Consider the following 20,932-nt stretch of genomic DNA (forward strand, 5'->3'; position numbering starts at 1 on the left):
TAGGAATGGAATTGGTAATGAAAGACGCGCAAGGCGCGCTGACTGTTTCCGAAACTACCTTCGGGCGTGACTTTAACGAAGCGCTTGTGCATCAAGTAGTCGTTGCATACGCTGCTGGTGCTCGTCAAGGTACTCGTGCTCAGAAAACTCGTGCTGAAGTTTCTGGTTCAGGCAAAAAGCCATGGCGCCAGAAAGGTACAGGTCGTGCACGTTCAGGTTCAATCAAGAGCCCAATTTGGCGCTCTGGTGGTGTTAGCTTCGCAGCTAAACCACAGGACCACAGTCAAAAAGTAAACAAAAAGATGTACCGCGGTGCTCTGAAGAGCATTCTGTCAGAACTGGTACGTCAAGATCGTCTGATCGTCGTAGAGAAGTTCTCTGTTGAAGCGCCTAAAACTAAGCTTTTAGCACAGAAACTGAAAGATATGGCTCTGGAAGATGTACTGATTGTCACAGCAGAAGTTGATGAGAATCTGTATTTAGCAGCACGTAACTTATACAAAGTAGACGTTCGTGATGCAGCAACAATCGATCCAGTTAGCTTAATCGCCTTCGACAAAGTCGTCATGACTGCTGACGCTGTGAAGCAAGTTGAGGAGATGCTGGCATGATCCGTGAAGAACGTCTGCTGAAAGTACTGCGCGCGCCGCATGTATCTGAAAAAGCTTCTATCGCGATGGAAAAATCAAACACCATCGTTCTCAAAGTTGCTAAAGACGCGACCAAAGCAGAGATTAAAGCAGCTGTACAAAAACTGTTTGAAGTCGAAGTTGAAAGTGTTAACACTCTGCTGATGAAAGGCAAAGTGAAACGTCACGGTCAGCGTATTGGTCGTCGTAGCGACTGGAAAAAAGCTTACGTCACCCTGAAGGAAGGCCAGAATCTGGACTTCGTCGGCGGCGCTGAGTAAGTCGGAGGAGTAAAGAACAATGGCAATTGTTAAATGTAAACCTACGTCTCCGGGCCGTCGCCACGTAGTTAAAGTGGTAAACCCAGAGCTGCATAAAGGGAAACCTTATGCGCCATTGCTGGAAAAGAACAGCAAATCCGGTGGTCGTAACAACAATGGTCGTATCACTACCCGTCATATCGGTGGTGGTCACAAACAGGCTTACCGTATTGTTGACTTTAAACGCAACAAAGATGGTATCCCTGCGACAGTAGAACGTCTGGAATATGATCCAAACCGTTCAGCTAACATCGCTTTAGTGCTGTATGCTGATGGTGAACGCCGCTACATCCTGGCTCCAAAAGGCCTGAAAGCGGGTGATAAAGTTCAATCTGGCGTTGATGCTGCTATCAAAACGGGTAACACCTTACCAATGCGTAATATCCCGGTTGGTTCTACCGTTCATAACGTAGAAATGAAACCAGGTAAAGGTGGTCAGTTAGCTCGTTCAGCTGGTACTTACGTTCAAATCGTTGCGCGTGATGGTGCTTATGTCACTATTCGTCTGCGTTCTGGTGAAATGCGTAAGATCCCTTCTGATTGCCGTGCAACTATCGGTGAAGTAGGTAACTCTGAGCACATGTTACGCGTTCTGGGTAAAGCTGGTGCAAGTCGCTGGCGTGGTATTCGTCCTACCGTTCGCGGTACTGCGATGAACCCAGTAGACCACCCACACGGTGGTGGTGAAGGTCGTAACTTTGGTAAACACCCTGTAACACCTTGGGGCGTTCAAACCAAAGGTAAGAAGACTCGTAAAAACAAACGCACTGAACACTTTATCGTTCATCGTCGTACTAAGAAATAATTAGAGGATAAGCCATGCCACGTTCTCTCAAGAAAGGTCCATTTATTGACCTGCACTTGCTGAAGAAGGTAGAGAAAGCGGTGGAAAGCGGTGACAAAAAGCCTGTTAAGACTTGGTCCCGTCGTTCAACGATCTTTCCTAACATGATCGGTTTGACCATCGCTGTCCATAATGGTCGTCAGCATGTTCCAGTTTACGTTTCCGACGAAATGGTTGGTCACAAACTGGGTGAATTCGCGCCGACCCGTACTTATCGCGGTCATGCAGCCGATAAAAAGGCTAAGAAGAAATAAGGTAGGAGGAAGAGATGGAAACTATCGCTATACATCGCCACGCTCGTTCTTCTGCTCAGAAGGTTCGCCTGGTGGCAGACCTGATTCGCGGTAAGAAAGTGTCGCAAGCTCTGGAAACTCTGACCTATACCAACAAGAAAGCTGCTGGTTTAGTGAAGAAAGTACTCGAGTCTGCTATTGCTAATGCAGAACACAACGATGGCGCTGACATTGATGATCTGAAAGTAGCTAAGATCTTTGTTGACGAAGGTCCTTCTATGAAGCGCATTATGCCTCGTGCAAAAGGCCGTGCAGATCGTATTCTGAAGCGCACCAGCCACATCACTGTGGTTGTGTCCGATCGCTGAGACTCTGGAGACTAGCAATGGGTCAAAAAGTACATCCTAATGGTATCCGCCTTGGCATTGTCAAGCCTTGGAATTCCACATGGTATGCGGGTACCAATGAATTCGCTGACAACCTAGACAGCGATTTTAAAGTGCGCCAGTACTTAACTAAAGAACTGGCAAAAGCATCTGTATCTCGTATCGTTATCGAACGTCCTGCGAAAAGCATCCGTGTGACTATTCACACTGCTCGCCCAGGTATCGTTATCGGTAAAAAAGGTGAAGATGTAGAAAAACTGCGTAAAAACGTAGCGGATATCGCTGGCGTTCCTGCGCAAATTAATATCGCCGAAGTACGTAAACCTGAACTGGACGCAAAATTAGTTGCTGACAGCATCACTTCACAGCTGGAACGTCGTGTTATGTTCCGTCGTGCTATGAAGCGTGCGGTACAGAACGCAATGCGTTTAGGCGCTAAAGGTATTAAAGTGGAAGTAAGTGGTCGTTTAGGCGGCGCTGAAATCGCTCGTACTGAATGGTATCGTGAAGGTCGTGTACCTCTGCACACTCTGCGTGCAGATATCGACTACAATACCTCAGAAGCACATACTACTTATGGTGTGCTCGGCGTTAAGGTATGGATCTTCAAAGGTGAGATCCTGGGTGGTATGGCTGCGGTTGAACAGGCGGAAAAACCAGCCGCTCAACCTAAAAAGCAGCAGCGTAAAGGCCGCAAGTAAGGAGAGTCGCTGATGTTACAACCTAAGCGTACAAAATTCCGTAAAGTGCATAAAGGCCGCAACCGTGGCTTAGCTATAGGTACGGATGTAAGCTTCGGGACTTACGGTCTTAAAGCTGTGGGCCGTGGTCGTCTGACTGCACGTCAGATCGAAGCGGCACGTCGTGCAATGACCCGTGCAGTTAAGCGTCAGGGTAAAATCTGGATCCGTGTGTTCCCAGACAAACCAATCACTGAAAAGCCGCTCGAAGTCCGTATGGGTAAAGGTAAAGGTAACGTAGAGTATTGGGTTGCCTTGATCCAGCCAGGTAAAGTCCTATATGAAATGGATGGTGTGCCTGAAGAAGTGGCCCGTGAAGCATTTCAGCTAGCGGCAGCAAAACTGCCTATCAAAACCACCTTTGTAACTAAGACGGTGATGTAATGAAAGCAAAAGAGCTGCGCGAAAAGAGCGTTGAAGAGCTGAACACTGAATTGCTGAACTTACTGCGTGAGCAGTTCAATCTGCGTATGCAGGCAGCAAGTGGTCAGTTACAACAGTCTCATCTGTTGAAACAAGTGCGTCGTAATATCGCACGCGTTAAGACTTTACTGACTGAGAAGGCGGGTGCGTAATGACCGATAAAATCCGTACTCTGCAAGGTCGTGTGGTAAGTGACAAAATGGAAAAATCTGTTGTTGTTGCTATCGATCGTATGGTGAAACATCCATTATATGGTAAATTCATCCGTCGTACGACTAAACTGCATGTACATGACGAGAACAACGAATGTGGCATGGGTGACGTAGTAGAAATTCGTCAAACACGTCCTATCTCTAAGACTAAGTCTTGGGCGTTAGTTCGCGTTGTAGAAAAAGCTGTTCTGTAATAAAATAGCCTTTTCGTACGAAATAAACGGCTCAAAACTGAACGAGCCGTTTATTTTTTCTGTCCATATCGAGAATGTGGTGTTATAATGCCGCTCCCTCGTATTATGGGATATTGAACGGCCTCTTCTAATGTGGAAGTGGCTCAGTAGTAGTTGACATTTAGCGGAGCACTAAAATGATCCAAGAACAGACTATGCTGAACGTGGCCGACAACTCCGGTGCACGTCGCGTAATGTGTATCAAGGTTCTAGGTGGCTCGCACCGTCGCTACGCAGATGTAGGTGACATCATCAAAATTACCATTAAAGAAGCAATTCCACGTGGTAAAGTTAAGAAAGGTGATGTACTGAAAGCGGTAGTGGTGCGCACCAAGAAGGGTGTTCGTCGCCCTGACGGTTCTGTCATTCGCTTCGATAGCAACGCTTGTGTATTGTTAAACAACAACAGCGAGCAAGTTATTGGTACGCGTATTTTTGGGCCGGTTACTCGTGAACTTCGTAACGAGAAGTTTATGAAAATAATCTCTCTGGCACCTGAAGTACTCTAAGGAGCAGGCAATGGCAGCGAAAATCCGTCGTGAAGACGAAGTTATCGTGCTAACTGGTAAAGATAAAGGTAAGCGCGGTAAAGTAAAACAGGTTCTTTCTTCTGGTAAAGTTATCGTTGAAGGTATCAATCTGGTTAAAAAACATCAGAAGCCAGTACCGGCTCTGAACCAACCAGGTGGCATCGTTGAAAAAGAAGCTGCAATTCAAGTTTCTAACGTTGCAATCTTCAATGCGGCAACCGGCAAGGCTGACCGTGTAGGTTTTAGATTCGAAGACGGCAAAAAAGTTCGTTTCTTCAAATCTAATAAAGAAACTATCAAGTAATTTGGAGTATACGATGGCGAAACTGCATGATTACTACAAAGACGAGGTAGTCCAAAAACTGATGTCTCAGTTTGGTTACCATTCTGTCATGCAAGTCCCTCGGGTCGAGAAGATCACCCTGAACATGGGTGTTGGTGAAGCAATTGCTGATAAAAAACTGCTGGATAATGCAGCAGCTGATTTAGCAGCAATCTCAGGTCAAAAACCTCTGATCACCAAAGCACGCAAATCTGTTGCAGGCTTCAAAATCCGCCAGGGCTATCCGATCGGCTGTAAAGTGACCCTGCGTGGCGAACGCATGTGGGAGTTCTTTGAACGTCTGATCTCTATTGCTGTACCACGTATCCGTGACTTCCGTGGTTTGTCCGCTAAATCATTCGATGGACGTGGTAACTACAGCATGGGCGTGCGTGAACAAATCATCTTCCCTGAAATCGATTACGATAAAGTGGATCGTGTTCGTGGTTTGGATATTACCATTACTACGACTGCGAAATCTGATGATGAAGGTCGCGCATTGTTAGCAGCGTTTAACTTCCCGTTCCGCAAGTAAGGCAGGGCATTCATGGCTAAGAAATCTATGAAAGCACGTGATGTAAAACGTGCGAATTTAGCTGAGAAATTCTTCGCAAAACGCGCAGAACTGAAAGCTATCGTTTCAGATGTAAACGTATCTGATGAAGATCGTTGGAATGCTGTTCTGAAACTGCAAACACTGCCACGTGATTCAAGTCCTTCACGTCAGCGTAACCGCTGCCGTCAAACTGGACGTCCGCACGGTTTCCTGCGGAAATTTGGCCTAAGCCGTATTAAAGTCCGTGAAGCCGCTATGCGCGGTGAAATCCCGGGCCTTAGAAAGGCTAGCTGGTAATCACCCTAATTGAATCACGGGAGTAAAGACAGATGAGCATGCAAGATCCCATCGCGGATATGCTGACCCGTATCCGTAACGGTCAGGCCGCGAATAAAGTTGCGGTCACAATGCCTTCCTCCAAGCTGAAAGTGGCGATTGCCAACGTGCTTAAGGAAGAAGGTTATATCGAAGATTTTAAAATTGAAGGCGACACTAAGCCAGAACTGGAAATCACTTTAAAATATTTCCAAGGTAAGGCTGTAGTAGAAAGCATTCAGCGCGTAAGCCGTCCAAGTCTGCGCATCTATAAAAGAAAAGATGAGCTGCCACAAGTTATGGCAGGACTGGGCATCGCTGTTGTTTCTACCTCAAAAGGTGTTATGACTGATCGTGCAGCTCGCCAAGCAGGTCTTGGTGGCGAGATTATCTGCTACGTAGCTTAATTCGGGAGGAAAGAATGTCTCGTGTGGCAAAAGCACCCGTCGTCATTCCTGCCGGCGTAGAGGTTAAACTCAACGGTCAGGTAATTACGATTAAGGGTAAAAACGGCGAGCTTACTCGTACTATCCATAATGCAGTTGAAATTCAACATGCTGACAACCAACTAACTTTCGCACCACGCGATGGTTATGCTGATGCATGGGCACAAGCGGGTACTACTCGTTCACTGCTAAATGCAATGGTTGTAGGTGTTACCGAAGGCTTCACTAAGAAACTGCAACTGGTAGGTGTAGGTTATCGTGCGTCTGTTAAGGGCAACACAGTTAACTTATCAGTAGGTTATTCACATCCAGTGGAACACCAACTGCCAGCAGGCATCACTGCTGAATGTCCAACACAAACTGAAATCCTACTGAAAGGTGCGGATAAGCAAGTGATTGGTCAAGTAGCAGCTGAACTGCGTGCTTACCGTCGCCCTGAACCTTATAAAGGTAAAGGTATTCGTTACGCCGACGAAGTTGTGCGTATCAAAGAGGCTAAGAAGAAGTAAGGTAACACTATGGATAAGAAAGCAGCTCGTATCCGTCGTGCGACCCGCGCACGCCGTAAGCTCCAGGAACTGGGTGCGACTCGCCTGGTGGTACATCGTACCCCTCGCCATATTTATGCGCAGGTTATTGCACCAAACGGTTCTGAAACTTTGGTGGCCGCTTCTACTACAGAAAAAGCTATCATTGAGCAACTGAAAAACACTGGAAACAAAGAAGCAGCAGCAGTAGTTGGTAAAATTGTTGCTGAACGCGCTCTGGAAAAAGGTATCAAATCAGTATCATTTGACCGTTCCGGTTTCCAATATCATGGTCGAGTCCAGGCACTGGCAGATGCTGCCCGTGAAGCTGGCCTTCAGTTCTAAGGTAGGAGTGTAAGATGGCTCACATCGAGAAACAAGCTGGCGAACTGCAGGAAAAGCTGATCGCGGTAAACCGCGTATCGAAAACCGTTAAAGGTGGTCGTATCTTTAGCTTCACCGCTCTTACAGTAGTTGGTGATGGTAATGGCCGCGTTGGTTTTGGATATGGCAAAGCTCGCGAAGTTCCGGCAGCAATCCAGAAAGCGATGGAAAAAGCCCGTCGCAATATGAAAACCGTCGCTTTAAACAACGGTACTCTGTTCCACCCTATTAAAGGTACTCATACAGGTTCTCGCGTATTTATGCAGCCTGCTCATGAAGGTACTGGTATCATCGCAGGTGGTGCAATGCGTGCAGTTCTAGAAGTGGCTGGCGTTCGTAACGTACTGGCTAAAACCTATGGTTCCACGAATCCGATTAACGTCGTTCGTGCAACACTGGACGCTTTAGATAGCATGAAGTCTCCAGAAATGGTCGCAGCTAAGCGTGGTAAATCCGTTGAAGAAATTCTGGGGTAATGACCATGGCTAAGACTATTAAAATTACTCAAACACGCAGTTTAATCGGCCGTCTGCCTAAACATAAGGCAACTATGGCTGGTTTAGGTCTGCGTCGCATCGGTCACACTGTAGAACGCGAAGATACACCAGCAGTTCGCGGTATGATCAACTTGGTTTCCTATATGGTTAAAGTTGAGGAGTAAGAGATGCGTTTAAATACTCTGTCTCCGGCTGAAGGTGCCAAGCATGCGCCTAAACGTGTAGGTCGTGGTATCGGTTCTGGCCTAGGTAAAACTGGCGGCCGTGGTCACAAAGGTCAGAAATCTCGTTCTGGCGGTGGCGTACGTCGTGGTTTTGAAGGTGGTCAGATGCCTTTATACCGTCGTTTACCAAAATTTGGTTTTACTTCACGTAAATCATTCGTGACTGCGGAAATCCGTCTGTCTGATTTGGCTTATGTTGAAGGCGATGTAATCGATCTGAATGCACTGAAAGCCGCAAACGTTGTTGGCCCACAGATTGAATTTGCAAAATTAATTCTGTCTGGCGAGGTTAACCGTGCAGTGACTATTCGTGGTCTGCGTGTTACCAAAGGTGCCCGTGCAGCAATCGAATCAGCTGGCGGTAAAATTGAGGAATAAGTGACAGATGGCTAAACAACCAGGGTTAGATTTTCAGAGTGCTAAAGGTGGTATAGGTGAACTAAAACGCAGATTACTGTTTGTTCTTGGTGCACTAATTGTCTTTAGGATTGGCTCTTTTATTCCTATCCCTGGTATTGATGCCACTGTGCTTGCCAAATTGCTCGATCAGCAAAAAGGCACCATCATTGAAATGTTTAACATGTTCTCTGGTGGTGCTCTTAGCCGTGCTTCTATCTTTGCGCTGGGTATCATGCCTTATATTTCGGCATCGATTATTATCCAACTATTATCAGTGGTTAACCCTCGGTTAGCGGAGATTAAGAAGGAAGGGGAGGCCGGTCGTCGTAAGATCAGCCAATATACCCGTTATGGTACTTTGGTGCTGGCGATATTCCAATCTATTGGTATCGCAACAGGCTTACCGAATATGCCAGGAATGCAAGGTCTGGTTATTAATCCAGGCTTACCATTCTATATTACGGCTGTTGTGAGCTTAGTCACAGGGACAATGTTCCTGATGTGGTTAGGTGAGCAAATCACTGAACGTGGTATTGGTAACGGTATCTCAATCATTATCTTTGCAGGTATCGTTGCAGGTCTTCCACCTGCCATTGGTCAAACCATCGAGCAGGCGCGGCAAGGCGAACTGCACTTCCTCCTGTTATTGTTGGTTGCAGTATTGGTGTTCGCGGTAACTTTCTTTGTTGTTTTTGTAGAAAGAGGACAACGTCGTATCGTTGTTAACTATGCAAAACGTCAACAAGGGCGTAGAATATACGCGGCACAAAGTACACATCTACCACTTAAGGTAAATATGGCGGGTGTAATACCGGCAATTTTTGCTTCAAGTATTATTCTGTTTCCTGGTACAATAACCTCTTGGTTTGGCGATGGTACAGGATGGGGTTGGCTGACGACAATTTCTTTAAATTTACAGCCTGGTCAACCTATTTATGTGTTACTATACGCTGCTGCAATCATCTTCTTCTGTTTCTTCTATACGGCGTTGGTTTTCAACCCAAGAGAAACGGCAGATAACCTGAAGAAGTCCGGTGCATTTGTACCAGGAATTCGCCCGGGAGAGCAGACGGCTAAATATATAGATAAAGTGATGACACGTTTAACCTTAATCGGTGCTCTGTACATTACCTTTATCTGTCTCATCCCGGAGTTCATGCGTGACGCAATGAAAGTACCTTTCTATTTTGGTGGTACTTCCCTCTTAATCGTGGTTGTGGTCATCATGGATTTTATGGCTCAAGTGCAAACTCTCCTGATGTCAAGTCAGTATGAGTCTGCATTGAAAAAAGCAAACCTTAAAGGCTAATTACCGATAAGATGGGTTTGTTTTAGAAGTTACGGAGAGTAAAAATGAAAGTTCGTGCTTCCGTCAAGAAAATGTGCCGTAACTGCAAAATCGTTAGACGTCACGGCCACGTGCGTGTAATTTGCAGTGTTGACCCTAAGCATAAACAGCGTCAAGGCTAAATTATTGCATTTTTTTCTTGCAAAGTTCGGTTGAGCTGGCTAAATTAGCCAGCCCAATCATTTATAATCATACAGTATTGTTTGAGTATCCTGAAAACGGGCTTTTCAGAATAGTACTGTATAAAGTTAATTTAGGAGTGCATAGTGGCCCGTATAGCAGGCATTAACATTCCTGATCATAAACATACCGTAATCGCTTTAACATCGATTTACGGCATTGGTAAAACTCGTTCACAGGCTATCTGTGAAGCAACGGGTATTGCTGAAAATGTTAAGATCAGTGAGCTGTCTGAAGAGCAAATCGACAAGCTGCGTGACGAAGTTGCCAAATACGTTGTAGAAGGTGATCTACGTCGTGAAGTTACCCTGAGCATCAAACGTCTGATGGATCTTGGTACTTACCGTGGTTTACGTCATCGTCGTGGTCTACCAGTTCGCGGTCAGCGTACTAAGACTAACGCACGTACCCGTAAGGGTCCGCGTAAGCCGATCAAGAAATAATCGGGGTATTTGAACAATGGCAAAAGCACCTATTCGTGCACGTAAGCGTGTAAGAAAACAAGTCTCTGACGGTGTGGCTCATATCCATGCTTCTTTCAACAACACAATCGTTACTATTACAGACCGTCAAGGTAACGCGTTGGGTTGGGCTACTGCCGGTGGTTCCGGTTTCCGTGGTTCTCGTAAATCTACTCCGTTTGCGGCTCAGGTTGCAGCAGAACGTTGCGCTGAAGCTGTTAAAGAGTACGGAATTAAGAACTTGGAAGTTATGGTAAAAGGACCTGGTCCTGGTCGTGAGTCAACTATCCGTGCATTAAACGCGGCTGGTTTCCGCATCACTAATATTACTGATGTGACTCCGATTCCTCATAACGGTTGTCGTCCACCGAAAAAACGTCGCGTTTAATAACGGTTTCGTTTTTAGGATAGTTGGAGAAAGAAAATGGCAAGATATTTGGGTCCTAAGCTCAAGCTGAGCCGTCGCGAAGGTACAGATTTATTTCTGAAATCTGGCGTTCGGGCGATTGACACCAAGTGTAAACTGGAACAAGCACCAGGTCAGCACGGCGCACGTAAACCGCGTCTGTCTGATTACGGTGTTCAGTTACGTGAAAAACAAAAAGTACGTCGTATTTACGGTGTTCTAGAGCGTCAATTCCGTAACTACTACAAAGAAGCAACACGTCTGAAAGGCAACACAGGTGAGAACTTACTTACTCTGTTAGAAGGTCGTCTGGATAACGTTGTTTATCGTATGGGCTTTGGCGCAACTCGCGCAGAAGCACGTCAGATGGTTAGCCACAAAGCAATCATGGTAAATGGTCGCGTGGTTAATATTGCTTCTTATCAGGTTTCCCCGAATGACGTAGTCAGCGTTCGTGAAAAATCGAAAAAACAGTCTCGTATTAAGGCTGCTTTAGAGCTGGCTGAACAGCGTGAAAAGCCAACATGGCTGGAAGTTGATGCTGCTAAGATGGAAGGTGTGTTCAAACGTATTCCTGAACGTACTGACTTGTCTGCGGACATTAACGAGCACCTGATCGTCGAGCTTTACTCCAAGTAAGGCTTAGCACCAAAGAGAGGACACAATGCAGGGTTCTGTGACAGAGTTTCTAAAACCGCGCCTGGTTGATATCGAGCAAGTGAGTTCGACGCACGCCAAGGTGACCCTTGAGCCATTAGAGCGAGGCTTCGGCCACACTCTAGGTAACGCACTGCGCCGTATTCTGCTTTCGTCTATGCCGGGTTGTGCGGTAACAGAGGTTGAGATTGATGGTGTACTGCATGAGTACAGCACCAAAGAAGGTGTTCAGGAAGATATCCTAGAAATACTGCTCAACCTTAAGGGGTTGGCGGTAAAAGTTCATGGTAAAGATGAAGTAATTCTTACTTTGAGCAAATCTGGCATTGGCCCTGTTATTGCAGCCGATATCATCCATGACGGTGATGTCGAAATCGTCAAGCCGCAGCACGTTATCTGCCACCTTACAGACGAAAACGCATCTATTAATATGCGTATCAAAGTTCAGCGTGGTCGTGGTTATGTGCCGGCTTCTGCCCGAATTCATTCGGAAGAAGATGAGCGCCCTATCGGTCGTTTACTAGTAGATGCGTGTTATAGCCCAGTTGAGCGAATCGCTTATACTGTGGAAGCAGCGCGTGTTGAACAACGTACCGACTTGGATAAGCTGGTAATCGAGATGGAGACTAACGGTACTATCGATCCAGAAGAATCGATTCGCCGTGCAGCGACTATCCTGGCTGAACAGCTTGAAGCTTTTGTTGACTTACGTGATGTTCGTCAGCCTGAAGTTAAAGAAGAGAAGCCAGAGTTCGATCCGATCCTGCTGCGCCCAGTTGACGATCTTGAATTGACTGTCCGCTCTGCTAACTGTCTGAAGGCAGAAGCAATCCACTACATCGGTGATCTGGTACAGCGTACTGAAGTTGAATTACTTAAGACGCCTAACCTTGGTAAGAAATCTCTTACTGAGATTAAAGACGTACTGGCGTCGCGTGGTTTATCTCTGGGCATGCGCCTTGAGAATTGGCCACCTGCAAGTATCGCTGATGAATAAGATCACAGGTTAAGGTTTTACTGAGAAGGATAAGGTCATGCGCCATCGTAAGAGTGGTCGTCAATTGAACCGCAACAGCAGCCATCGTCAGGCTATGTTTCGCAACATGGCAGGTTCTTTAGTTCGTCATGAAATCATCAAGACAACTTTGCCTAAAGCGAAAGAACTGCGTCGCGTCGTTGAGCCGCTGATTACTCTTGCCAAGACCGACAGCGTAGCTAATCGTCGTCTGGCATTCGCCCGTACTCGTGACAACGAAGTCGTGGCAAAACTGTTTACAGTATTAGGTCCGCGTTTTGCGAGCCGTGCAGGTGGTTACACTCGTATTCTGAAGTGTGGCTTCCGTGCAGGTGACAATGCTCCAATGGCTTACATTGAGCTTGTTGACCGTGCTGATTCTGAAACAGAAGCAGCTGCTGAATAATAAAATTATTATTCAGCGAAGCGAATAAAAAGACCGGATTTTTTAATCCGGTTTTTTTATTGCTATAGATTAGCAATAAATTTAAATTTATTGGTCCCTCCCTTTAATGACTCGCTACTTCTTTATTTATGTGGGTGCTATATATTTACTTCTGAATATGCTGCTATTGTGCGAAAGTAAGTATTGAGTATCGCACTATATTTCAATTCTATTTTTTTGGTTATTTGTTATGCTTACTTATCATTAGTTTGAGGAGTGATCAATGTATCGCATCGGCCAAATTGCAAAATTAGCGAATGTTACAACAGATACTATCCGTTTTTATGAAAAACAAGGATTGATGGAACATGATAGACGGACAGAAGGTGGCTATCGTCTGTATACAGAACAAGATTTGCAAAGATTACGCTTTATTCGTTATGCCAAAGAGTTAGGCTTTACTCTGGATGCTATTACTGAGTTACTTTCAATTAGAGTCGATCCTGCGCATCATACTTGTGTAGAATCAAAACATATTGTTGATGCTAGGCTAGCAGAAGTTGAGGCTCGTCTAAAAGAAATGGAAAAGATGCGTGATTCTTTAAAAATGTTAAGCAATGCTTGCTGTGGAACCGCTCATGAAAGTACATATTGTTCAATTCTAGAAATACTTGAATCTGGAGCGACAAAGCAATAATATCTGCACTGAAGATTGTTGTTCTATGCTTTATGTTCTTTAATAATTTAAGAGGTTTTTATGTCTAGCAAATATCAGCACCAAAAAGGTGTGATCAAAGATAATGCGTTAGCTGCACTTGTTCATGATCCTTTATTTAGACAACGGGTAGAAAAAAATAAGAAAGGCAAAGGCAGCTATATGAGAAAGGCAAAACATAATAAGAAAGGTAACTGGGAGGCCAGTGATAACAAATATTTTCAATTGTTATCACTGGCCTTTTAGTTTTTATTTTTGCTGATTTTTTAATAGATCACGGATTTCTGTTAATAAAGTTTCTTCTGCTGAAGGTGCAGGTGGTGCTTTAGGTTGTTCTTCTTCTTGTCTGCGCATCTTATTAATTAATTTAATCGCACAGAAAATAGCAAACGCGACAATGGCAAAATCAAAAACAGTTTGTATAAAGGCACCATAGTTTAAGATAACGGCAGGTATATCCCCATGAGCTTCTCTTAGTACTAAACTAAATTGTTTAAAATCGATCCCTCCAATGAGTAAGCCTAATGGAGGCATAATCACATCAGCTACTAAGGATGAAACAATTTTTCCGAATGCTGCACCAATGATGACACCGACTGCCATGTCAACAACATTGCCTTTCATTGCAAATTCACGAAACTCTTTGAAAAAAGCCATAACCACCCCTTATTAGTATGGATCTAGATATAAAAATATGTGTTTAGATAATAATAATAGATCAGTATCAGTAACAATCACTACTATTCTTATTTCTACACTAGAGTTATAAGAAAAATGGACTAGGTTGGAACAGTTTTTCTACTTCAGGAACATATTTTTTATCTGTAATAAACATGATCACATGGTCACCTTGTTCTATTGAGTGACTTGCATTGGCAATAATGACATCTTCATTGCGGACAATGGCGCCGATAATTGTGCCTGGCGGAAGTTTGATATCTTGAATACGTCTACCGACAACTTTTGAGGTATTTTCATCACCATGTGCAATGGCTTCAATAGCTTCAGCAACACCGCGACGTAATGAGGAGACACTGACAATATCTGCTTTGCGAACATGACCTAATAGTGCTGAAATAGTGGCTTGTTGCGGAGAGATGGCAATATCAATGACTCCACCTTGGACTAAATCAACATAAGCACTGCGTTGAATAAGTACCATGGCTTTTTTTGCTCCCATACGTTTTGCGAGCATTGCGGACATGATATTTGCTTCATCATCATTAGTGAGTGCAATAAAGACATCGATTTGCTCAATATGCTCTTCAGCGAGTAGCTCTTGATCAGATGCATCACCATAAAACACGATAGTATCATGGAGGAGCTCTGCTAACTCGGTAGCACGTTGTTGATTATGCTCAATCAGCTTAACGCTATAATCTTTTTCTAATCTTGCCGCTAATCCTGCTCCAACGTTTCCGCCACCAACAATCATAATGCGTTTATAAGGTTTTTCTAATCGTTGTAGCTCACTCATTACTGCGCGAATATGTTGTGATGCCACTACGAAAAAGACCTCATCACCCGCTTCAATAATGGTCGATCCTTGAGGGCGAATAGGTCTATCTTGGCGAAAGATAGCCGCAACACGAGTATCAATATGTGGCATATGATCACGTAGAGTGGATAGTGCATTACCCACAAGTGATCCACCATAGTAGGCTTTTACTGCCACGATACTGACTTGACCTTCAGCAAAGTTTACTACCTGTAGGGCACCGGGGTATTGAATTAGTTTATAGATATAATCTATAACGAGGTGTTCCGGGGAGATGAGGTAATCAATAGGAATTGCTTCTGGTAAAAAAAGTTTATCTGCTTCACGAACAAATTCAGAGGCTCGGATACGAGCAACTTTATTGGGAGTATTAAATAAAGTATAAGCGACTTGGCATGCTATCATATTTGTTTCGTCAGAATTTGTGACGGCAACTAGCATATCCGCATCTTCAGCCCCCGCTTCTCTTAAGACTCTCGGATGAGATCCATGACCATTTACAACTCTTAAATCAAATTTATCTTGAAGTTGACGTAAACGGGTAGCATCAGTATCGACAACAGTAATATCGTTATTCTCACCGACAAGATTTTCAGCGAGAGTGCCACCCACTTGACCTGCGCCTAAGATAATAATTTTCATCGTCAGTTCTCAGAATATTCGATTAACAAATACAAGATCAATGTCTGTTCACATCGATCTTGTGTTGGAATAGTAGCTTCTTTTAGATCTGATATCATCTTTTATCAGAAGATCATTTTTTGTTGATCAGCGCATAAAAGAAGCCATCACCGCTATATTGCTCCGGTAAGCATTGATGCTGATAGTCACATTGAGCATCTTGCATTGACGATAAGAAGGCTGCAATTTGTTGGCTATTTTCTTCCGGTAAAATAGAACAAGTAGCATAAACTAATGTGCCGCCTGATTTTAGGTATGGCCATATAGCATGTAATATTTCTTTTTGAATTTGCGCTAACTGAGCTATGTCTTCATTACGACGTAGCCATTTGATATCTGGATGGCGACGTATAACGCCAGTTGCTGAGCAAGGAGCATCAAGTAAGATCCTGTCAAATTGCATATTTGCACACCATTGCTCTGGATAACGTCCATCACCACTTTTGACTGTGGCATGTAGTTTTAAGCGGTTTAGATTTTCTTTAACTCTGGCTAAACGTTGCTCATCGATATCAATGGCGAGAACATGCGCTTTAGGGGCTATTTCTAAGATATGGGTTGTTTTTCCCCCAGGGGCTGCACATAAATCAAGAATTTGTTCGTTATTTTGTGGCGCTAATAATTCTGCACAACGCTGAGCGCTGCGGTCTTGAACAGTGACCCAGCCCTCATTAAACCCTGGTAACAGGTGAACATTACAAGGTGTTTCTAAACGAATAGCATTGGGATGGTGGTCATCGGAGAACGCGCTGATCCCTTCTTTTTCAAGCAGCGCTAAGTACTGTTCACGTGAATGATGTATTTGATTTACCCGTAACCACATTGGTGGCTTTTGGTTATTTCCTTCAATAATACTTTCCCATAGCTCAGGGTAGGCGTTTTTTATTCGTGTGAGTAACCAAGAAGGGTGCAAATAGCGGCTATCATTATTTTGGAAACGTTCCATTAATACATCTTGTTGACGCTGAAATTGGCGTAATACACCGTTAATTAACCCTTTTAATTGTGGTTTTTTCAGTGCGATCGCACCATTAACAGTTTCAGCGAGTGCTGCATGGGCAGGAACTCGAGTATAAAGGAGCTGATATAAACCGACCATAATGAGGTAATGTAAAATTCGTTGTTTACCTTTCAGTGGTTTATCCATTAGTTGTTGGATGATCCATTCTAGCTGGGGTAAGGTACGTAAGGTACCAAAGCAGAGCTCTTGCAAGAGCGCTTTGTCTTTATCTGAAATGTTTTTTTGTAATTCAGGGATCACCGAACTTAATGATAAGCCTTGATCTAAAACTTGAGCTATTGCCTTTGCTGCAATACTGCGTAAGTTGTATGACGTTTTCATAGTGAATTAGCGTTTATATATTGGCCGCCAGAGAAGAATAATATTGGCGTGAAAAAAGGACCCCCTGAAATATTGTTATTTCAAGGGGTAGTATCATTATTGAATGATTTTCCCAGGGGTAAACCAATCTCGTTTGGAATTTAGGAAATCGGCTGATGCCATAGGTTTTTTACCTGATGGTTGAAGCTTGGTGATATTTAAAATGCCTTCACCTGTTACAATATAAATGCCTGTTTTATCTGCTTTCAATAATGTACCTGGTATTTGATTGGTATTATCCGACGCGATAACTTGCGCTTCCCATACTTTCACCGGCTGATCATCGAGCATAAAAAAGCTCATAGGCCATGGATTAAACGCTCTAATACAACGTTCTATCTGTTGTGCAGATAACGACCAATTAATTTTTGCTTCTTCCTTTGATAGCTTTTCTGCGTAATTCGCTAGGCTATCATCTTGTTTTTCCGCTTTTAACTCACCGCTAATGATAAGATCTAATGTATTAATTAGTGCTTTAGGCCCCAGCTCTGCTAATTTAGCATAAAGAGAAGCACTCGTGTCTTGATGAGTAATTGGGCATGATGCTTTATAAAGCATATCGCCAGTATCTAAACCAACATCCATTTGCATAATGGTGACGCCAGTTTCTGTATCGCCCGCCCATAAGGCACGTTGGATAGGTGCAGCACCTCGCCATTTAGGTAGAAGAGAGCCATGGACGTTTAAGCAACCTAAACGAGGAATATCAAGTACTGCTTTGGGTAAAATCATACCATAAGCAACAACAATCATAACGTCAGGTTGTAGTGCTTTGATCCACTCATGATTCTCTTCTGGTTTTAACGATGTCGGTTGATAAACAGGAATGTTATTAGTTAATGCCAGTTCTTTCACTGGATTAATAGTCAGTTTCTTACCTCTTCCTGCGGGTTTATCTGGTGGCGTTAATACCCCAACAATATGATGTTGAGTTGATAACAGAGCAGCTAAATGTCGGGCTGCAAAGTCGGGTGTTCCCGCAAAGATAATACGTAATGAATCAGACACGTTTTTTTCCTGTTACAAGTAAATCTCTATTGTCCCGCTTTTGCTCTTCTCTTATCGAGCTTTTCAACTTTCTGGCGGATACGTTGGCGTTTTAATGGAGATAAATAATCCACAAATAATTTGCCAACTAAATGATCCATCTCATGTTGAATACAAATAGCGAGTAAGTCATCAGCTTCTAATTCAAAAGGTTGTCCGTTGTAATCAAGCGCTCTTACTTTTACGCGCTCTGCACGAGGCACAAATGCGCGTTGTTCAGGTATTGATAAACAACCTTCCTCTATTCCGGTATCACCTTCCTGATCAAGAAGTTCTGGATTAATGAGTACCAGTTTTTGATCTCGTGTTTCAGAGATATCAATGACGATGATGCGCTGGTGGATATCCACCTGTGTCGCAGCTAAACCGATACCTTCTTCCAAATACATTGTTTCAAACATATCATCGACAATTTTTTGAATTTCGGCATCAACTTTTTCGACTGGCTTTGCAATGGTGCGAAGGCGCTCGTCTGGATAATGTAATACGTGTAATACTGCCATAATTTATTTGGACTGTTTCTAAAATGTGAATGAGAATTAACGTCTATTCTAGACATTTATTGTCTGGATTGACAGTATTTGCTGAGTTTAGCACTCACCTTGTATGTTAAAAAATAACACTAGGATAATGCATGGATGCCAGAGAAATATGGATAAGACTTAATGTTGTTTCAAGATTGCCAGTAAATAAAGCGATTAAGGTGGTGGAATACTTACAATCATTGACGCAACTAAATCGTAAAGTGTTACTAGAATGTGGCCTATCAGAACAACAAAGTCACCAATTTATGAGGCTTCAGGCAAATTGTGTCAAAAGTACATTAAAGTGGCTAGATAAAAATGAATCATCACTCTTAACAATTTCTGATTCAGATTATCCTTTGCTATTAAAACAAATATCTTCTCCACCTCTTTTGCTTTTTGTTGCAGGTAATAAAGAGCATTTAAAAAGCACACAAATTGCATTAATTGGTAGTAGAGATGCTACACAGTATGGAACTAAGTGGGCGACTTATTTTGCACAACAGCTCGTGAAAAATAAATTCACAATTACAAGCGGGTTGGCGCAAGGGATTGATGGTGTTGGACATCGTAGTGCTTTAAAACATCATGGCGTCACTATTGCTGTATTAGGGAGTGGTTTAGAACAAATTTACCCATCATTTCATCGTCGACTAGCAGAGCAAATCAAAGAGTCGGGTGTTCTTGTTTCAGAGCATCTCCCGATGGCACCTCCTTTAGCTCGTCATTTCCCGCAAAGGAATAGAATTATTAGTGGATTGAGTTCAGCTCTCTTAATTGTAGAAGCTGGCATAAAAAGTGGATCTTTAATCACTGCCAATTATGCTCTACAACAAGGCAAAGAATTGTTTGTGTTACCCGGATTACTCGGTGATTCACACTTTGAAGGAAATCATCAGTTGCTAAAACAGGGGGCGAATTTAGCCTCTTCGCCAGATGATATTATGGAATATTTAAATAGCTCTTTGCAGTGGTTAATCTTTAATCATAATGATGATTTACAGGACGAGCATATCGCAGAGGTTGGCTCAGCTACCAACAATAAAAAAGAGTCCAGCAATATGCCATTAGAAATTGAAAAACTTACACCCACTCAACAGCAATCAATAAATTTGATATTGCCTTTGTTAGGTTTTGATAAAGCTATCCCGATTGATATTATTGCGAATAAGAGCGGTTTATCCACATCAGATTTAGCTCCTCTTTTATTAGAGCTTGAGCTTATCGAAAAAGTCGCTATTGTGGCGGGTGGCTATATTCGATTGGAATAAGTGTTATGAGGTAAGACAATGGCAAAAATAATGCCGTTTACGTATCCATCTGAGCAAGAAAAATGTCCTGAATGTGGCAGTGATTTAATTATAAGAAATGGTGGTCATGGCCCTTTTCTAGGATGTTCTGCTTATCCTAATTGCCATTATATTAAGGCGTTGAAATCTCAAGGCGATGGACAGGTTATTAAAGTATTAGAAGGACAGCCTTGCCAATGTTGTGGCGCAGATTTAGTTTTACGACAAGGTAAGTTTGGCATGTTTATAGGCTGTAGCAATTATCCTGCTTGTGAGCATATAGAACAAATTGATAAACCTGATGAGACTGTGATTCATTGTCCTCAGTGCGAGAAGGGCAAATTATTACAGCGTAAGTCTCGGTTTGGTAAAATATTTTATGCTTGTAACCAATATCCTGAATGTCAATTTGTACTAAATAATAAACCGATTAATGGTGAGTGCGAATATTGTCATTATCCATTATTGATGGAAAAGAGGTCTTCTCAAGGAGTAAGATTAGTGTGCGCCAGCAAATTGTGTGGCAAGCAACAAACAAAAAGAGAAGAACATGAATAACGAAGTATCACCTGTAAATAATACAATTATAGAAGCACTGCAAAATAATCAAGTTATTGCCTATCCAACAGAAGCTGTGTTTGGTGTCGGTTGTGATCCTGATAGTGAAAGCGCGGTAATGGCATTACTTGAGTTAAAACAGAGAGCCATTGAGAAAGGGCTTATTTTAATTGCTGATAACTATGAACAATTAAAACCTTATATTGATGATAACGCATTGACTCAAGAACAGCGGGAGCGGATGTTTGCCTCTTGGCCAGGCCCAATCACTTGGGTTATTCCAGCTAAGTCAACAACGCCAAAATGGCTAACAGGGCGGTTTTCTTCCTTAGCTGTAAGGGTTACGGATCACCCTATTGTGAAAGCATTATGTGTGGCTTATGGCAAACCATTAGTATCAACCAGCGCAAATTTAAGCGGACTTCCTCCATGCCGTAGTGTTGAAGAAGTACAAGAGCAGTTTCGTAATCGAATTGCTATTGTAAATGGCGAGGTTGGTGGCAGAAAAAATCCTTCTGAAATTAGAGATGCACTCACAGGTGAGCTATATCGACAAGGATAATGATG

General features: G+C 43.3%; 36 protein-coding genes. 31 read left to right on the forward strand and 5 right to left on the reverse strand.

Features of this window, described 5'->3' with window-relative positions; translation table 11 throughout:
• The first annotated feature begins 5 nt into the window (after positions 1-5).
• The 28 genes from rplD (at position 6) to PMI_RS16285 (ending at position 13,633) form a co-directional block, all read left to right on the forward strand.
• Positions 6-611: a 50S ribosomal protein L4 gene (gene rplD, locus PMI_RS16155; RefSeq protein WP_004246964.1), complete on the forward strand. Its 606-nt coding sequence runs from the start codon at positions 6-8 to the stop codon at positions 609-611.
• The gene (rplW, locus tag PMI_RS16160) at positions 608-910 is read left to right on the forward strand and encodes a 50S ribosomal protein L23 (RefSeq protein ID WP_004246962.1); all 303 of its coding nucleotides are present in this window, start codon (positions 608-610) and stop codon (positions 908-910) included. Before rplD ends, rplW begins: the two co-directional genes overlap by 4 nt.
• Positions 911-929: 19 nt before the next feature.
• The gene (rplB, locus tag PMI_RS16165; protein WP_004246961.1) at positions 930-1,754 is read left to right on the forward strand and encodes a 50S ribosomal protein L2; all 825 of its coding nucleotides are present in this window, start codon (positions 930-932) and stop codon (positions 1,752-1,754) included.
• Positions 1,755-1,768: 14 nt separating this feature from the next.
• Positions 1,769-2,047, forward strand: a complete 279-nt coding sequence (gene rpsS, locus PMI_RS16170; RefSeq protein ID WP_004246960.1) for a 30S ribosomal protein S19 — start codon at positions 1,769-1,771, stop codon at positions 2,045-2,047.
• Positions 2,048-2,061: 14 nt separating this feature from the next.
• Positions 2,062-2,394, forward strand: a complete 333-nt coding sequence (rplV, locus tag PMI_RS16175) for a 50S ribosomal protein L22 (protein ID WP_004246959.1) — start codon at positions 2,062-2,064, stop codon at positions 2,392-2,394.
• A 17-nt stretch (positions 2,395-2,411) separates the two neighbouring features.
• Positions 2,412-3,113: a 30S ribosomal protein S3 gene (gene rpsC / locus PMI_RS16180; RefSeq protein WP_004246958.1), complete on the forward strand. Its 702-nt coding sequence runs from the start codon at positions 2,412-2,414 to the stop codon at positions 3,111-3,113.
• Positions 3,114-3,125: 12 nt separating this feature from the next.
• Entirely contained in the window at positions 3,126-3,536 is a 411-nt protein-coding gene (rplP, locus tag PMI_RS16185; RefSeq protein ID WP_004246957.1) for a 50S ribosomal protein L16, read from the forward strand.
• Positions 3,536-3,727, forward strand: coding sequence for a 50S ribosomal protein L29 (gene rpmC / locus PMI_RS16190; RefSeq protein ID WP_004238624.1), 192 nt, complete (start codon positions 3,536-3,538; stop codon positions 3,725-3,727). The genes rplP and rpmC overlap by 1 nt, the downstream gene beginning before the upstream one ends.
• Positions 3,727-3,981, forward strand: coding sequence for a 30S ribosomal protein S17 (gene rpsQ, locus PMI_RS16195; RefSeq protein ID WP_004246956.1), 255 nt, complete (start codon positions 3,727-3,729; stop codon positions 3,979-3,981). The genes rpmC and rpsQ overlap by 1 nt, the downstream gene beginning before the upstream one ends.
• A gap of 176 nt (positions 3,982-4,157) precedes the next feature.
• Complete coding sequence (gene rplN, locus PMI_RS16200; protein WP_004246955.1) at positions 4,158-4,529, forward strand: 50S ribosomal protein L14; 372 nt, start codon at positions 4,158-4,160, stop codon at positions 4,527-4,529.
• 10 nt (positions 4,530-4,539) lie between these two features.
• Entirely contained in the window at positions 4,540-4,854 is a 315-nt protein-coding gene (rplX, locus tag PMI_RS16205) for a 50S ribosomal protein L24 (RefSeq protein WP_004246953.1), read from the forward strand.
• A 13-nt stretch (positions 4,855-4,867) separates the two neighbouring features.
• Positions 4,868-5,407 (forward strand): 50S ribosomal protein L5, encoded by a 540-nt coding sequence (gene rplE, locus PMI_RS16210; protein WP_004246952.1) that lies wholly within the window; start codon positions 4,868-4,870, stop codon positions 5,405-5,407.
• Positions 5,408-5,419: 12 nt separating this feature from the next.
• The gene (gene rpsN, locus PMI_RS16215; protein ID WP_004246951.1) at positions 5,420-5,725 is read left to right on the forward strand and encodes a 30S ribosomal protein S14; all 306 of its coding nucleotides are present in this window, start codon (positions 5,420-5,422) and stop codon (positions 5,723-5,725) included.
• Between the two features lie 32 nt (positions 5,726-5,757).
• Positions 5,758-6,150, forward strand: coding sequence for a 30S ribosomal protein S8 (gene rpsH / locus PMI_RS16220; RefSeq protein WP_004246950.1), 393 nt, complete (start codon positions 5,758-5,760; stop codon positions 6,148-6,150).
• A 14-nt stretch (positions 6,151-6,164) separates the two neighbouring features.
• Positions 6,165-6,698: a 50S ribosomal protein L6 gene (gene rplF / locus PMI_RS16225; RefSeq protein ID WP_004246948.1), complete on the forward strand. Its 534-nt coding sequence runs from the start codon at positions 6,165-6,167 to the stop codon at positions 6,696-6,698.
• A 9-nt stretch (positions 6,699-6,707) separates the two neighbouring features.
• Positions 6,708-7,061 (forward strand): 50S ribosomal protein L18, encoded by a 354-nt coding sequence (rplR, locus tag PMI_RS16230; protein ID WP_004246947.1) that lies wholly within the window; start codon positions 6,708-6,710, stop codon positions 7,059-7,061.
• A gap of 14 nt (positions 7,062-7,075) precedes the next feature.
• The gene (gene rpsE, locus PMI_RS16235; RefSeq protein WP_004246946.1) at positions 7,076-7,576 is read left to right on the forward strand and encodes a 30S ribosomal protein S5; all 501 of its coding nucleotides are present in this window, start codon (positions 7,076-7,078) and stop codon (positions 7,574-7,576) included.
• Positions 7,577-7,581: 5 nt separating this feature from the next.
• Positions 7,582-7,761: a 50S ribosomal protein L30 gene (rpmD, locus tag PMI_RS16240; RefSeq protein ID WP_012368690.1), complete on the forward strand. Its 180-nt coding sequence runs from the start codon at positions 7,582-7,584 to the stop codon at positions 7,759-7,761.
• A 3-nt stretch (positions 7,762-7,764) separates the two neighbouring features.
• On the forward strand, positions 7,765-8,199 hold the full coding sequence (gene rplO, locus PMI_RS16245) for a 50S ribosomal protein L15 (RefSeq protein WP_004246944.1): 435 nt from the start codon (positions 7,765-7,767) through the stop codon (positions 8,197-8,199).
• A 7-nt stretch (positions 8,200-8,206) separates the two neighbouring features.
• On the forward strand, positions 8,207-9,529 hold the full coding sequence (gene secY / locus PMI_RS16250; RefSeq protein ID WP_004246943.1) for a preprotein translocase subunit SecY: 1,323 nt from the start codon (positions 8,207-8,209) through the stop codon (positions 9,527-9,529).
• 44 nt (positions 9,530-9,573) lie between these two features.
• Positions 9,574-9,690, forward strand: coding sequence for a 50S ribosomal protein L36 (gene rpmJ, locus PMI_RS19140; protein WP_012368691.1), 117 nt, complete (start codon positions 9,574-9,576; stop codon positions 9,688-9,690).
• Between the two features lie 144 nt (positions 9,691-9,834).
• Positions 9,835-10,191 carry a 30S ribosomal protein S13 gene (gene rpsM, locus PMI_RS16255; protein ID WP_004249689.1) on the forward strand — a complete coding sequence of 119 codons (357 nt, stop codon included), beginning with the start codon at positions 9,835-9,837 and terminating at the stop codon, positions 10,189-10,191.
• Positions 10,192-10,207: 16 nt separating this feature from the next.
• Positions 10,208-10,597 (forward strand): 30S ribosomal protein S11, encoded by a 390-nt coding sequence (gene rpsK, locus PMI_RS16260; RefSeq protein ID WP_002919257.1) that lies wholly within the window; start codon positions 10,208-10,210, stop codon positions 10,595-10,597.
• Between the two features lie 36 nt (positions 10,598-10,633).
• Positions 10,634-11,254: a 30S ribosomal protein S4 gene (rpsD, locus tag PMI_RS16265; RefSeq protein WP_004246942.1), complete on the forward strand. Its 621-nt coding sequence runs from the start codon at positions 10,634-10,636 to the stop codon at positions 11,252-11,254.
• 25 nt (positions 11,255-11,279) lie between these two features.
• Positions 11,280-12,269, forward strand: a complete 990-nt coding sequence (locus PMI_RS16270; protein ID WP_004246941.1) for a DNA-directed RNA polymerase subunit alpha — start codon at positions 11,280-11,282, stop codon at positions 12,267-12,269.
• Positions 12,270-12,306: 37 nt separating this feature from the next.
• On the forward strand, positions 12,307-12,693 hold the full coding sequence (gene rplQ, locus PMI_RS16275) for a 50S ribosomal protein L17 (RefSeq protein WP_004246940.1): 387 nt from the start codon (positions 12,307-12,309) through the stop codon (positions 12,691-12,693).
• Positions 12,694-12,955: 262 nt separating this feature from the next.
• Complete coding sequence (gene zntR / locus PMI_RS16280; protein ID WP_004246939.1) at positions 12,956-13,369, forward strand: Zn(2+)-responsive transcriptional regulator; 414 nt, start codon at positions 12,956-12,958, stop codon at positions 13,367-13,369.
• A 60-nt stretch (positions 13,370-13,429) separates the two neighbouring features.
• Complete coding sequence (locus PMI_RS16285; RefSeq protein WP_004246938.1) at positions 13,430-13,633, forward strand: alternative ribosome-rescue factor A; 204 nt, start codon at positions 13,430-13,432, stop codon at positions 13,631-13,633.
• 3 nt (positions 13,634-13,636) lie between these two features.
• On the opposite strand, the gene mscL is transcribed toward PMI_RS16285, so the two are convergent.
• The 5 genes from mscL to def all read right to left on the reverse strand — a co-directional run bounded on the left by mscL (position 13,637) and on the right by def (position 18,497).
• Positions 13,637-14,044: a large-conductance mechanosensitive channel protein MscL gene (gene mscL / locus PMI_RS16290; protein ID WP_004246937.1), complete on the reverse strand. Its 408-nt coding sequence runs from the start codon at positions 14,042-14,044 to the stop codon at positions 13,637-13,639.
• 106 nt (positions 14,045-14,150) lie between these two features.
• On the reverse strand, positions 14,151-15,527 hold the full coding sequence (trkA, locus tag PMI_RS16295; RefSeq protein WP_004246936.1) for a Trk system potassium transporter TrkA: 1,377 nt from the start codon (positions 15,525-15,527) through the stop codon (positions 14,151-14,153).
• 112 nt (positions 15,528-15,639) lie between these two features.
• Complete coding sequence (gene rsmB, locus PMI_RS16300; protein ID WP_004249887.1) at positions 15,640-16,908, reverse strand: 16S rRNA (cytosine(967)-C(5))-methyltransferase RsmB; 1,269 nt, start codon at positions 16,906-16,908, stop codon at positions 15,640-15,642.
• A 96-nt stretch (positions 16,909-17,004) separates the two neighbouring features.
• The gene (fmt, locus tag PMI_RS16305; RefSeq protein ID WP_004246934.1) at positions 17,005-17,955 is read right to left on the reverse strand and encodes a methionyl-tRNA formyltransferase; all 951 of its coding nucleotides are present in this window, start codon (positions 17,953-17,955) and stop codon (positions 17,005-17,007) included.
• A gap of 26 nt (positions 17,956-17,981) precedes the next feature.
• The gene (gene def / locus PMI_RS16310) at positions 17,982-18,497 is read right to left on the reverse strand and encodes a peptide deformylase (protein ID WP_004246933.1); all 516 of its coding nucleotides are present in this window, start codon (positions 18,495-18,497) and stop codon (positions 17,982-17,984) included.
• Positions 18,498-18,628: 131 nt separating this feature from the next.
• On the opposite strand from def, the gene dprA reads away from it, so the two are divergent.
• Genes dprA through tsaC form a run of 3 tightly spaced genes read left to right on the forward strand, consistent with a single transcriptional unit; the run spans position 18,629 to position 20,927 of the window.
• Positions 18,629-19,789, forward strand: coding sequence for a DNA-processing protein DprA (gene dprA / locus PMI_RS16315; RefSeq protein WP_012368692.1), 1,161 nt, complete (start codon positions 18,629-18,631; stop codon positions 19,787-19,789).
• A gap of 18 nt (positions 19,790-19,807) precedes the next feature.
• Entirely contained in the window at positions 19,808-20,365 is a 558-nt protein-coding gene (locus PMI_RS16320; protein ID WP_004246931.1) for a DNA topoisomerase family protein, read from the forward strand.
• Positions 20,358-20,927: an L-threonylcarbamoyladenylate synthase type 1 TsaC gene (tsaC, locus tag PMI_RS16325; RefSeq protein WP_004249883.1), complete on the forward strand. Its 570-nt coding sequence runs from the start codon at positions 20,358-20,360 to the stop codon at positions 20,925-20,927. The genes PMI_RS16320 and tsaC overlap by 8 nt, the downstream gene beginning before the upstream one ends.
• Positions 20,928-20,932: the final 5 nt, after the last annotated feature.

The sequence above is a fragment of the Proteus mirabilis HI4320 genome (assembly GCF_000069965.1).
Taxonomy (GTDB): domain Bacteria; phylum Pseudomonadota; class Gammaproteobacteria; order Enterobacterales; family Enterobacteriaceae; genus Proteus; species Proteus mirabilis.